The 13,953-nt window shown below is 40.3% G+C and carries 10 protein-coding genes; 1 reads left to right on the forward strand and 9 read right to left on the reverse strand.

All coding sequences use genetic code 11. From position 1 onward, the window contains the following. Positions 1-391 precede the first annotated feature (391 nt). From FGQ66_RS00200 to FGQ66_RS00240, 8 genes are all read right to left on the reverse strand, one after another. Positions 392-3,040, reverse strand: a complete 2,649-nt coding sequence (locus tag FGQ66_RS00200; RefSeq protein WP_249361085.1) for a calcium-translocating P-type ATPase, PMCA-type — start codon at positions 3,038-3,040, stop codon at positions 392-394. A gap of 253 nt (positions 3,041-3,293) precedes the next feature. After that, complete coding sequence (locus FGQ66_RS00205) at positions 3,294-3,641, reverse strand: 2-dehydro-3-deoxyphosphogluconate aldolase (RefSeq protein ID WP_138301347.1); 348 nt, start codon at positions 3,639-3,641, stop codon at positions 3,294-3,296. Positions 3,642-3,685: 44 nt separating this feature from the next. After that, the gene (locus FGQ66_RS00210) at positions 3,686-4,969 is read right to left on the reverse strand and encodes an SLC13 family permease (protein ID WP_138301348.1); all 1,284 of its coding nucleotides are present in this window, start codon (positions 4,967-4,969) and stop codon (positions 3,686-3,688) included. Positions 4,970-5,336: 367 nt separating this feature from the next. After that, complete coding sequence (gene dapA, locus FGQ66_RS00220; protein WP_138301349.1) at positions 5,337-6,245, reverse strand: 4-hydroxy-tetrahydrodipicolinate synthase; 909 nt, start codon at positions 6,243-6,245, stop codon at positions 5,337-5,339. Between the two features lie 133 nt (positions 6,246-6,378). Then, a complete protein-coding gene (locus FGQ66_RS00225) occupies positions 6,379-7,503 on the reverse strand; it encodes a sialidase family protein (RefSeq protein ID WP_138301550.1) in 1,125 nt (374 codons plus the stop codon). A gap of 83 nt (positions 7,504-7,586) precedes the next feature. After that, on the reverse strand, positions 7,587-8,615 hold the full coding sequence (gene pdxA / locus FGQ66_RS00230) for a 4-hydroxythreonine-4-phosphate dehydrogenase PdxA (protein WP_138301350.1): 1,029 nt from the start codon (positions 8,613-8,615) through the stop codon (positions 7,587-7,589). 28 nt (positions 8,616-8,643) lie between these two features. Then, a complete protein-coding gene (locus tag FGQ66_RS00235; RefSeq protein WP_138301351.1) occupies positions 8,644-9,801 on the reverse strand; it encodes an iron-containing alcohol dehydrogenase in 1,158 nt (385 codons plus the stop codon). Positions 9,802-9,821: 20 nt separating this feature from the next. Further along, positions 9,822-11,045 (reverse strand): four-carbon acid sugar kinase family protein, encoded by a 1,224-nt coding sequence (locus FGQ66_RS00240; RefSeq protein WP_081134673.1) that lies wholly within the window; start codon positions 11,043-11,045, stop codon positions 9,822-9,824. Between the two features lie 181 nt (positions 11,046-11,226). On the opposite strand from FGQ66_RS00240, the gene FGQ66_RS00245 reads away from it, so the two are divergent. Next, entirely contained in the window at positions 11,227-13,002 is a 1,776-nt protein-coding gene (locus tag FGQ66_RS00245) for a sigma-54-dependent transcriptional regulator (RefSeq protein ID WP_138301352.1), read from the forward strand. A gap of 369 nt (positions 13,003-13,371) precedes the next feature. Here the strand turns inward: FGQ66_RS00245 and FGQ66_RS00250 are convergent, their stop codons facing one another. Beyond that, positions 13,372-13,836 carry an NUDIX hydrolase gene (locus tag FGQ66_RS00250; protein ID WP_113845213.1) on the reverse strand — a complete coding sequence of 155 codons (465 nt, stop codon included), beginning with the start codon at positions 13,834-13,836 and terminating at the stop codon, positions 13,372-13,374. Positions 13,837-13,953: the final 117 nt, after the last annotated feature.

Below are 13,953 nucleotides of genomic sequence, written 5' to 3' on the forward strand. Positions count from 1 at the left end.
AACACTTCTGTCCCAGCCTCATTATCCACTGGAAAGCTAAAATTCGAGATGAAGTCTAATCATTTTAGGATTTTTCAACCATCTGTTTTCAACCCATTGCAGTATAGCCATTTTCTTTACTCTGAACTATTTTTTTGATAAAAATAGAGCTTGAGACAAAAAGTAAGAAATACTTTTGTCTCAAGCTCTAGATACGTATAAACAACAGAAGCACTCTTGCGAAAGATAAGCCGTAATCCACAAAAATTTGAAAAACAAATCTCTGAATTTCTTCTTAATTTCTTGAGTTGAATACTTCTGTCTCGACCTTTTCATGATTATAATAGATAGGTCAAATTCCCCTTATATTCTACTATCCTATTCGATGATACCCTGTTTTTTTCATTAACGTTTACATTGAAAACTCTCTGTTATCTGAAACCTGTAATTCTTTGCTACGAAAAGCTTTGGTTATTTCGCTGACAATCAATGGCACTAATGATAGCAAGATCACGATCAACCACTCCATGCCCGTAAGACTTTGAACTTTGAAGATTTCTTGCAAGAATGGAATGAACAAGACAGCTAATTGCAATGCTAAGCTAACCAAAAAGGCTTTGTTCATGGCACTGTTAGAGAACACACCAATGCTGAAGATGGAACGTGTTTCACTACGTACAGCAAATGCTCGGGTCAATTCACCAAAGACAAGTGTGGCAAACGCCATCGTGTTTGCCGTACCATCGGCGACGTTCGGATTAGACAAGACATATTCCCCTAACCAATACGCAGCCAAGGTGATGACTCCGACTAGCACACCATAAAAAATCATACTAGCAGCAAAACCATCAGCAAAAATGCTTTTACGGGAATCGCGAGGTTTTTGTTTCATCACTCCCGGTTCCACTGGTTCCATTCCTAACGCCAATGCAGGCAGTGAATCAGTCACAAGATTCAACCACAGTAGTTGGATCGCTACCAATGGCATTTGATGGAAATTCAAAGCGGTAGCAACGAAGATGGTGATGATTTCACCGATATTACAACTCAATAGGTACTGAATCGATTTTTTGATATTTGAGAAGATTCCTCTTCCTTGTTCTACAGCATGGACGATCGTTGCAAAGTTGTCATCCGTCAAGATCATATCTGCAGCACCTTTCGCCACATCTGTTCCAGTGATCCCCATTGCACAGCCAATATCAGCAACTTTCAAGGCTGGAGCATCATTGACACCATCACCGGTCATCGCAACGACCATGCCATTGGCTTGCCACGCTTTAACGATCCTCATTTTATGTTCTGGAGAAACACGGGCATAAACAGAATACTTCGCTACTTCTTCTTCCAACACTTCTTGCGGCATCATATCTAATTCTACCCCTGTCATCGCAAGATCGCCTGAACGGAAAATAGCTAATTCCTTGGCGATTGCGACAGCAGTCAATTTATGGTCGCCAGTGATCATAACTGGGCGGATCCCTGCATCATAACATTGAGCGACCGCTTCTTTGACTTCTTGACGAGGCGGGTCGATCATTCCCACTAGTCCAACAAATGTTAATTGGTTTTCGATATCTTCTGAGAGTAATTCTTCTGGAATCTCAGTGATATCTTTATAAGCAACACCTAGTACCCGCAAAGCATTCGACGCCATATCCGCATTTTTAGCAGCAATCTTTTGTGCATCTGCTTCATCGATCGTACAACGATTCAATAAAACGTCTGGTGCCCCTTTTACCATGACGCGATAGCCTTGTTCAGTTTTATGAATCGTACTCATCAGTTTACGTTCCGAATCAAAAGGAATTTCAGCCACACGTGGCAGACTTGTTTCTAACTCATTTTTGTCTAATTTTTCTTCATATGCTTTACTTACAAATGCCGTTTCTGTAGGATCGCCGGTCACACGGAACTCACTACCGTCAACAGTCAGCTTAGAATCATTGCATAATGTTCCGATTGTCAACAACTGTTCTTGTGTTTCATTGCCGTGAACGAAAGTTTCAACTACCGTCATTTTATTTTGAGTCAGTGTTCCTGTTTTATCGCTACAGATTACTGAAGCAGCACCTAACGTCTCAACAGCAGGTAACTTTTTGACAATCGCATGACGTTTAACAAGACGTTGCACTCCTAAAGCTAACACGATCGTTACGATCGCTGCTAGACCTTCTGGAATAGCAGCTACGCCAAGAGAAACTGCCATCATAAAAATTTCTAGGATTGGGCGACTATACAAAATCCCTACGACAAACATCAAGATACAGATACCTAAACAAATGATCGATAATAATTTAGAGATTTCTGCCATTTTACGTTGTAATGGAGTCGTATTATTATCTTCTGCGATCAACATATTCGCGATTCGGCCAACTTCAGTGTTCATTCCTGTGTTAGTGACTACACAAGTTGCACGACCATTAGTGATTACAGTAGAGGAGATCAGCATATTCTTACGATCGGCTAAAACCGTATCATCAGGTAATCCCTCCAATGCTTTTTTATTCACCGGAACAGATTCTCCCGTCATGGCAGATTCATCTGCTTTTAGATTTGCTGCTGACAAGATCCTTACATCTGCCGGTACTAAATCGCCAGCTTCTAATTCAATGATATCTCCTGGGACCAACATCGCTGTTTCGATATGTTCCATTTTTTTGTTACGGATAACTTTAGCCAATGGCGCCGACATTTTTTGCAATGCTTCTAAAGATTTATTGGCATTGTTTTCTTGAGAAATCGAAATGATCGCGTTGATCACCACGATCAGCAAAATGATGACTGAATCAGTCCAATCTTTAAAGCCACTGGAAACATACGACAAGAAAGCGGCGATCAACAACACGATGATCATTGGATCTTCTAATTGTCCGATCACTTTTTTCACTATACTTTCTTTCTTTTTTACATCCAATTCATTTCTTCCGAAGGACTGCAGTCTCTTTTCAGCTTCTTGACTGGATAAGCCTTCTTTTATATCAGTATCCAGTGAGCGCAAGACTTCCTCTTTCGATTTGGTAAACCATAGTTCCACTACTTCCATCTCCTCTAGTTCCATTGTTCTTTAACCTTTTTTACCATCCACTCATTCTTTATCAAAAAAGTGGGGCTGGGACAGAAGTGTTTAACTCCGAGAAATAAGAAGAAATTCACGAAAATTGCTTTTCAAATTTTTGTGAATTTCGGCTTATTTAAGAAGGAGTTGCTTCTGCTCCCGCCGTTTATTCGTTTTTAAAGAATGAGACAAAAGTGTTTCTTACTTTTGTCCCAGCCTCTCATATTCAATAAGGAGAAAATCGTAAAATATGTTTTTACTTTCTTAAGATATGAATAGCAAATCCGCCAAACTCTCCGGCAAGATATATGTTTTTTAGTTTGTTTTCTTCGTCATAAGCTGCTGTCTCCATATTGAAGGAAAGTCCTTTAGCTTTTAGCTCTGCTACTGCACTTTCCAAATTGGCAGTACGCATAGCAATATGTCCATTTTTTCCTAAGAAAGGAGATTTCATACATTCAAAATAATCACCAGCAAATTCTGATTTTTGTCCATGCCGCGGTGTCAAATTAAAGAGCATACTCAATTGGTTTGCAAGTTCTTGTGCTTCGGTCTCATTCTCCATATTGATACCAATATGTTCTAATTCAAAGTGATTTTCCATTGTCTTACACCTCCTTCATCGTAGTTGTTCTACTTTTTTCATTGTTACATTGGGAACATCAAGGTTGCTCCGACTGTTACAAAGATGAGACGAATAAAATATTGGGGGATCGTGAATTTCCAGAATTGAGCTGCTGTATACTTGCCTGTTCCTAAAATCATCGCTGGCATTCCATCAATTGGCAAGAAGTGTCCACACCAACCTGCCATAACGATGGCACAAGCTGCCGCAGTTGGGTCTAACCCTAAACTTCGACAAGTGGCGATTGCTAATGGAGTAAATACATAGACAGTTCCTATGGTCGAACCAGTCAGCGTAGCCAGTAGACTAGTTAAAATACAGAATACTAAGATCATCACAAATGGATTCACATTGTCTCCCAACATACCAGCAACAGAGGTCCCAACTAGATTGGTCAATCCAGTGCTACCTAATGCATCCGCCACACCAATAACACCAGCAGACATCAAGATGATTGGCGCACTGATTGCATTGCGGATCTCTTTGAAATCTAAGACACCGATCAATAAAATCACGGCAACAGACAAACCCGCCATTGCATAGCCGGCATCGCCAATTCTACTTTGTAGCAACATACCGATCACTGCAAAAATAAACACACCATAAGTGGTTAGTTCTTTCCATCTCGGCAACTGGGAAGCGTTCTCATTTGTGTTGACCACATCCACATCTTTGCAGTCTTCTGAGGTAGGGTGATCAGGAAGAAATTTATACTGAATGATACAGTTGACTAAAAAACCCATAGATAAAAATAAATTAACAATTGCAAATTTGAAAACAGAAACTTCTGTCATGATTCCGGCAGAATTCAAGACGGCGATCACGATTCCATATTGTAAGGCTGTATTGAAAGGAATCAACGGGTGGTTCGTCGCGAACCCTGCCGTTATGATCACTTTTGACGGTGGTAATTTCTCCGAATAAGGCAATGTCGATAACAATCCAAGTGTCAATACATAATAAGCAGTTGACCCTGTGCCGAACAAGCTACATCCTAACATCACTACCAGAATGATGAGAATATAAGACTTGAAGCCACCTTTGTTCGCCATCGAAAACATGGCTTTTTTAAAGAAGACGATAAAATTGGTCTTCTCCAGAGCGGCAATAATCGCCATGAACTCAGCCAACATGATGATGGTCGAATTTGAGAAACCGGCAAATGCGCCTTTGATATCAGTAATACCAAAAATGACTAACAACAAACAAGCAAATAATGGCGCTGCCCCGAAGGGAATTCTTTCAATCATTACTAAAACAATCATTACTACGGTAATTGCTAATGCAATCATCATTTGAATAGTCATTGTGTCCTCCTCTAGTCATATGCATAAGTAGCAGGAGAGGATGACATAGGCTAAAAAGACAAAAATACAAAGGATCACTCTTTTTTGGAACAGGTAGAATTGCAGCGTGGGACAAAAGTAAGAAACACTTTTGTCTCATTCTTTAAAAACGGATAAACGGTGGGAGCAGAAGCAACTTCTTCGGAAATAAGCCAAAATTCACAAAAATTTGAAAAGCAATTTTCGTTAATTTCTTCCTATTTATCGGAGTTAAACACTTCTATCCCAGCCTCTTCCTGTTCAGACAGTCTTCGTATTCACTTATGTCACATCTCTCTCTTCCCACTGCTTTCACCTACAGACAAGCAAATAAATGCTTATAAACTTCTTAGTGCATACCTTTTGCTGTGGTTTCCTCTAATACTTTTTTCAGTGCCTCGATGCCTTCTGTTGGAATCTGATTGAATGGCGCACGGCATTTTCCTACATTATTTCCAAGTAACGCTGCCGCAGTTTTAACGATTGTATTGGGATTACCATATTTGAAGCAATTTCTGAAAGCTTGAATACTTTCATTCGCCGTTTTTGCTTCCTCGACCTTGCCCTCTACGAACAGATCATAGATTGATGCCATTGTTTTTGGATAGACATTGGCACAACCAGCAATACCACCAGTTCCTCCTGCTAACAACGTCCAGATGATCAACTGATCATTTCCTGACAGCGTGTAGAATTCTCCATTTGTTTTTGCTTTTCCTGCATCGATATACCCTAAAATATTGGCGAAGTTTCCACTTGAATCTTTTGCTCCAATGATATTTTCGATTTGCGCAAGACGAGCAACTGTTGCTGGTGCGATGGCATTGCCAGTTCGAGCAGGGATATTATAAAGCACGATTGGCATGTCAACTGCTTCGGCAATCGTTTTGTAATGCGTGTAGATTTCTTCTTGACTAGCTGCTGCAAAACTTGGTGCAATGATCGACAAAACATCTGCACCAGCGGCTTGTGCCATTTTACTTTGGGCAATCGTTTCTTTTGTAGAGATTGCTCCTGACCCTGCATAGATCGGTACTCGACCTGCCGTTTGATCGACTACGACTTCTAAAACAAGTTTTTTCTCCTCAGCGGATAAAATATAGCCCTCGCCATTTGTACCAAAAGGAAAAATCCCGTGGATGCCATTATCGATCATGCGGTCTACTTGGTTGCGTAATTCATCAAAATTGATGCTTTCATCCTCATACATGGGGGTCAAAATAGGGCTGATGATGCCTTTTAATTCGATTGGTTTCATAGTAGTTTTCTCCTCTTTTTTCAATGGAATACGGTTTCATTTCTATTATTTGGCAAACACTTGCGCTACCTCCGTTTGTCGGAGGCAGGACGCATTTGCCAACTGATTTTCTATTAGCAATTTATAACTCTGGTTATTTCTCTACCCCTTCACCTGAGGTTGGATTGTATATGCCGACCGCTTCTCTTTTTTCACCAAACAAATCTGCGACAGTAAAGCGGACATACTTTACACAGAGCCGATTGCGATAGGCATAAACAAGATGTAAGTTCCCTTGACTATCTTGATAAAGGGTTGGGTATTCATGTTGTGAATTGTTGGTTTTGTTTTCAACACCGATGTAGCCTTCTGCAGCTTCAAAAACCCGACCAATCGGCCATGTCTTGCCAAAGTCTTCACTTATGGAGACAGCAACTGGATTTCGCAAGCCCGGCCAAGCAACTTTCCCAAAAGCCGCATGAGGTGCTGAATTGACGTTATAGGCCAACGCAATTTCCCCAGTTGCCAGTTTGATGGCACTAACACTGGCATTATTATTCGGTAAAACAGTTGCTTCTGGCACGCTCCAACTATCACCAAAATCAAAGGATTCACTGCTATAGACAAAATCAGCAAAGCGGCTTCTCATGAAAGCAACTAAATGACCAGGTTCCATTTCCACGACATTTGCATGAACTCGACCATTACTATCTGGCATGCGCACAGCTTGCCATGTTTTTCCTGCATCATCTGATACTTGGAACTCTGTCGGATCATTCGTCAATCCATCAGCTGAATCTTCACACAACCATGTACTGTAAAGCCAACGACCATTACTTAGGATCTGGATTCCTTGTCGTCCAAAGGTACCCTCTTTGTCAAATAAAACTTCTGGCTTTCCCCATGTTTGTCCTTCATCGGCTGATTTTTGTACCATGATGATCGAAGTAAACTGCATATTGTCTTTTCCTTCTTGACGGCTAACTTGAGAAGTATAGATCAGCCAAATCTTGCCATCTGGTGCTCGGAAGAAAGAAGGATTTTGTTCACTGCGGTCTACACCTTCTGAGACAGTGACAGGAACAGACCATCTTTGTTTTTCTGGATCTAACTTCGAGACGACGATCGAGATATCGCCACTTCCTTCAAAGCTACCTGCAAACCACGCACACAACATCCCGCCATCTGCTGTTTCGATCAAAGCAGGTGCATGAGCCGTGTTGTTGCCTCCAGTTGGGATCAGACCAAAATCAACATTTAAAAATGCATCTCGGTACATGACGCCATTTGGCTCTGATTGTCGTACTTGTTCTAAATGTGTCAACGTATTTCTCCCCCTAAAATTTTATGTTGTGCTAGTGCTTATTTTGTGTGTTCTGCCAGACGAATAGCGTAGTCGATCGCATTTTCTAAACTGGCTTCGCTAGCTGTCCATTTTCCTGCTTGGTCAAAGGCCGTTCCGTGATCCACAGATGTACGAATGATTGGCAGATTCAACGTGATATTGACCCCTTGCACAGCTTTCCAGCTTTGTGCTTCTTGGTCGTAGACAAACCCTAAAAGTTTCAAAGGAATATGTCCTTGATCGTGGTACATAGCTACGACAATATCGTACATACCGCCATTTGCTTTTGAGAAAAGGGTATCAGCAGGTAAAGAACCAGATACATTGATTCCTTCTTCTTTGGCCGCTTCAACTGCAGGATTGATCTCATCGATTTCTTCACGACCGAACAACCCATTTTCCCCACAGTGTGGATTCAATCCAGCGACTGCGACACGAGGATTTTCGATCCCTAAATCTTTACAAGCTTGATCTGCGATACGGATCACATCTAGTACACGTTCTTTGGTCGCTCGGTCACAAGCTTCCCGTAAGGACACATGTGTAGAGACATGGACTACCCGTAAATTGCCATCCGCCAACATCATCGTATATTTATCCGTACCTGTCAGATCGGCATAGATCTCGGTATGTCCGGCATAGTGATGTCCGGCAGCATTCATTGCCTCTTTATTCAATGGATTCGTTACTGTCGCATCGATTTCTTTCGCTAAAGCTAACTCAATAACCTTCTTCACATATTGAAAGGCCGCATCGCCTCCCACATCAGAAACTTCGCCAACTTGGAAGTTTGCCATGTCCACGATCTTCAAATCGATCAAGTCGATCGTCCCAAAAGTATAGCGCCCCTCTTTTGGCTGACTGATCACATTCACAGCCAAAGCTAATTCGGGATGTTTTGCTAGATAGTGATCAATGACACTTTTATCTCCAACTAACAAAGGGTTACATTCATCATAAAGTGCCGGTTTTGCAAAAGCTTTGAGGGAGATTTCAGGTCCGATTCCTGCAGGATCTCCCATTGTAATGCCAACGATTTTTTTCATGACATGCTCCATCCTTTCTAGATTCAAATTATAAGATCTGTAGATAGATGGCACGAGCATCTTCTGGTGTAACTTCCCGTTTGTTGTTGACAAGTAAACGAGTCACTTCCATTCCAGCTGCTACTAAGCCATCCAAGTCTTCTTCTGGGACATTGAAAGTTTTAAGACTCGTTGGAATCTCTAAAACTTTGACGATTTCATCCAGTTGATGGATCATATAGCCTGACTTCTCGTCGATAGACCACTCTTTATGACCATCTTTGATCACACGATCATACGCAACAGCTAGTAAATCTTTGATTGCTGGTTCATTGAATTTCATGACCGGTGTCAACAAAATCGCATTTGATACACCGTGGGCAATATGGTATTTTCCCCCTAGAGGATACGATAATGCGTGCACCGCTGTAGTTCCAGATGCCGTGATTGCTACACCTGCGTAAAATGAACCTAACAGCATCTTACGTTTTGCGTCCAATGCTTCTGGATCTGTGCAGGCTTCAATGATATTGTTCATGATCAAATCAAGCGCTTCTAGCGCAAAGGTATCACTGATTGGATTCGCTTTTGCTGAAGTAAAACATTCAATCGCATGACATAGCGCATCTACACCTGTGGCAGCTGCAATTGGTTTTGGTAGATTTTTGATCATTCGTCCATCCAATAACACAAAATCAGCAATCATTTCAGGATTGACGATCCCGATTTTCAAGTCTTTTTCTGGCACTCCCACAATCGCATTCGGGGTAGCTTCAGCTCCAGTTCCAGCAGTTGTTGGAATCATCAAACTTGGCACTTGTTTTTTCGCTAATAATGGATCATCTAACAAATCTTTGACTGTATAGTCATCTGTCGCTAAGATCGAAGCCAATTTCGCAACATCCATCACCGAGCCACCACCAACAGCGATGACTAAGTCAGCCGCTTCTTTCTTGAAGGTATCGATCACTGCTTGCGCTTCATGATAAGTTGGTTCTGCAGGAATATCAGAAAGAACCGTGTAATCGATTCCTGCTTTTTCAATGATCTGGATTGGCAGATCCACCAAACCTAACCCTAAAAGACCTTTGTCTGTGAAAATAACGATTTTATGGACACCGTTGCTGATGATTTCTTCCAATTGTTCAATGGCATGTTCTCCTGCCCGGATATTCTTTGGCATTTTCAAACTGTAATCTGTTAGCATAATAGATCCTCCTCGATCCTTTAGTACAACCTGATTTCTTCAAATAATTCTTCTGTCCCAAAACCGCCTGATTTCGTGATCACTTGCATTTCTTGACTATTCCATTCAATGGCAGACAAAACAACGCCAGGTTTGATCTCCGTCAGAGGCTTGATCCCAGTCACACCTAAAACAGTCATCGCTTGGAACAATGTATCGCCTCCTGTAAACAAGAAGGTATTCTCTTGATGCTTTGACCATAGTGCTTTCGTTAACTTTCCAAGTGATTCTCCTATTCTAAACCGACATACATCCGCAGATAAAGCCTTTTCTTCACTATACTTCACAATTTCAGCGGTTGTTTGATCGCTGTATGTTTCAAAAATCACCAATGGCTGTGTTTCCATCAACTGAAGGTACTCTTTGATCTCATTTTGCCCTACGCTTGCTTCCCAATATGTAGGATCTAATAATTGTTGCGCAGTTAACGAGATTCGCGGATACTCTTTCTCGACATACTCAATTTGTTTTTTTGTAATTGGATTGACACTCCCGCAAACAACTATCACCGGCTTTTGTAGTTTGTATGCTACTTCTTTACCGTCAGGAAATAATTGTTCTGCTAAGATCTTGGCAAACCCAGCACATCCTACCGTCACACCCAGAAGATTTTCATCTGCTAAACGCTTTGCATGAGTCAGCAACATGTCATCTGTCTGTGCATCAAAAATCACTACGCCTTTTTTTGGTAAATCCTGCTCTTTAACTAGCACTGACTCAATTCCCGCCTCCGACTGCAAACGCCGCATCACATTGCTTTCAGTCACAGGTTCATAAGGATCTTTTGCAAAAACACTTTCTGATACCAAAACATCTTCTATATATAAATGCCCATCGATCACCACCCGATTCATTTCAGGATATGCGGGTAAAAAAGGGACAGGCACTTGTTCACTCGTGTCAAGAATCGCTTTTAACTCAGCGCTGATATTTCCTCTTAATGCTGAATCTACTTTTTTATAAATAAATGGAATCTGGGAAACTTTTGCATCTTCCAAAATCTTTTTTGTCTTCTCATATGCCTGCTCAAAAGTCAGATGTCGACTCTCGGTATTGAGAACTAACACTTCGATTTCCTGTGGAAGTGCGTCATATTGGACGACTGTTTCCGTAGAGACCAATGTCTGGATACCTTGTTTCGAAAATTGGACCCCAGTATCCAAAGCTCCTGTAAAGTCGTCCGCTATAACTAACAACTTTAACATCTACTCACCACCTCCTACTTCATGGTTTGATTATAGTTGGAATAATAAAGCGTTCACATTCTAAAAAAAGCAAAAAAACGTTTAATTTAGAAACGTTTTCTTAAATAAATATTCATATTTAATTTTTACGTGGTATTATTGTTCATATATGAAACAGTCGCGTGATTTAGGGAGGAAGAAAATGAAACGAAAGATTTTAGGCATTGCGCCTTATGAAGAATTGAACCATTCCATGCATATTATCAGTAAACAATATCCTGAAGTGGAAACAACCATCTACACAGCTGATTTAGTTGAAGGACAAACCCTTGCTGCTGAACTGTATACCGATGGCTACGATGCCATCATCTCCCGAGGAGGAACCGCCAAACTGATTCGTCAAGTCGTTTCTTTGCCAGTCATCGATGTCTCATTGTCCATTTATGATGTACTAAGCTCGATTCGGTTAGCAGAAAACTATACCAACAATTTTGCGATCGTCGGCTATCCCAGTATCACCGAAAAAGCTCACTTACTCTGTGACCTTTTGGGCTACAAGATCGAGATCCATACGATCGATGAAACTCTTGATGCAGATGCGCTCCTTGATACATTAGTAGATAAAAACTATGAATTGATCTTATGCGATGCCATCACTAATCGCATCGCCCTCTTAAAATCTCTTAATACGATTTTGATTACTTCGGGGTTTGAAAGTATCAAAAGTGCCTACGAAGATGCATTATCGATCATTGATCACGTGGAACAAGTCAAACACAAAAAAGAAATCATGAAAAAAGGAATCTTGAGTCAACACCAAGAACTACTGCTCTACGATGTTGCATATACCATTGAATTTTCAACCTTGGCGCCAACTTTTGCAGAAGAAATCATCAAAGTCCTCAAGATGAAACCAGAAAAAAAAGAGATCCATCACTATTCACGCACTCAAAATAGATATGTGACCTTAACAATAAAATCCTATACTGTTGATCGACAAAAATATTTCAGTTGTTTCATTCATAAGAACAGCGCGCCACCAGTAACCAATAAACCAGATATTTCCTATCAGAAAAAACCAGAAGTCGCCGATAGTTTCGCAAAAAAACTGTTTTTTTCCCAATTTATCCCTGAACGTATCAAACATGAAATCAAACAATATGAGCCTTACTATTCTTCCTATCTTATCTTTGGCGAAAGTGGCACTGCCAAAAAAAATATCGCTTACCAAATTTATCTTGATCAGACAAAAAACACCAACTACCTGATCTCGATCAATTGTAAACTCATTACAGACAAATTATGGAAATTTTTGGTCAATGCCACGAATGGTCCATTTGTGGATATCCACAATACGATTTTCTTTGAAAACGTCGAACAATTAAGTACAGCAGCAACCGAACGCCTCGTCACGTTGATCAAAACCACCAATGTACTCAACCACAATCAATTGATCTTTACCTATGACAGCAATAAAGCAACAGACCAGTCGATCTTCAATCGACTAGTAAGCCAATTAAACTGTGCAAAGATCTATGCACCCGCAATTCGAGAACGCAGAAATGAATTAAGTATCATCACGACACTGCTTTTGAATAAAATGAACATCGAATGCACAAAAGAAATCATGGGCTTTGAACCAAAAGCCCTCGAATTATTTCTAGCTTTTGACTGGCCTGGAAACTTCGATCAGTTGCAATACTGTATCAAAGAACTTGTCGTCGATGCAAGCACCCATTATATTTCGGAACACCAAGTCACAGAATTGCTGAACAAGGAACGAGTGGTCCAAAATTTCACTCATCTAAAGGATCACTTTACCGCCAAAAGTCCCTTGCATCACCCCACTTTGTTTGACTATACCAAAGAAATCATTTTACACGTATTAGACCAAAATGAGGGCAACCAAACAAAAACAGCCAACCAACTTGGCATCAGCCGAACAACATTGTGGCGCTACCTAAAAGAAGAAAACTAACAAAGACAAAGATGCTTTCTATACGTTTTCCATTGGAAAGTCGGCTAGAAAACAATAAGACAAAACATTACTATCCATTCAATCAGATTTTGTTTTGCTGATGTTTCTGGTTGTTGTAAAAAAGCCATTTAAGATGTATGGATTTGAAGAAATAATAGCTACAGAAAAAAATGGCAGGATAAAAGCGTTCCACTTTGATAAATAAGAAGAAATCCACAGAAATTATTTTTCAAATTTTTGTGAATTTCGACTTATCTTCAAAGGAGTAGCTTCTGCTTCCACTATTTATTCATACTTAGCGCGAGGGACAGGAATACAATAAATAATTAGATTCCTGTCCCTCAAACAACATCTTCTAGTATAAAACGTCTATCTCTTTACTCTCTTTTGCAATTCACAAACAGCTGTTTTATCTAAATCAAAATGTAATAATCGTTTTGCTTCTTCCACCGTAACCCATCTAAATTCTGTGTGTTCCTCAGACAATTGAAAAACGTCTTGGTATTTAGTTAAATCGTAAGCAAACGCATAAATGGGTATGACATAAATTTCTTTTTCGAGTGCGTCACCCACAAGCCCAGGAAAGTGATCAACCAACACTGATGCTGTGGAATCTAATTGAATCAAGTGATCCTTTTCTAAAAAATCTAATGATACTCCACACTCTTCATGAAATTCTCTTATAGCAGATTCCTTAGGTGATTCATCGTCTTCCCCTCCACCTGCAACAAACTGCCAGACTCCCATGTCTTTTCTTTTAAAAATACAACATTTCAAGTCTGAACCAGCTTCTAAACTATAAGGAATCAACGATATATTAAAATATGCTCTCAAGTTATCCCTCCTCTATCCTATTTTCTGTATATGCTTTAGAATGCTTATAAAATTCCTCATTTCTTCCAAGCTATCAAGAAGAAATGCAACACCTTTTACAATTCAATCAGTTTTTAA

The organism is Enterococcus sp. BSD2780061688st2 D3, from assembly GCF_005844145.1.
GTDB lineage: Bacteria > Bacillota > Bacilli > Lactobacillales > Enterococcaceae > Enterococcus_B > Enterococcus_B durans.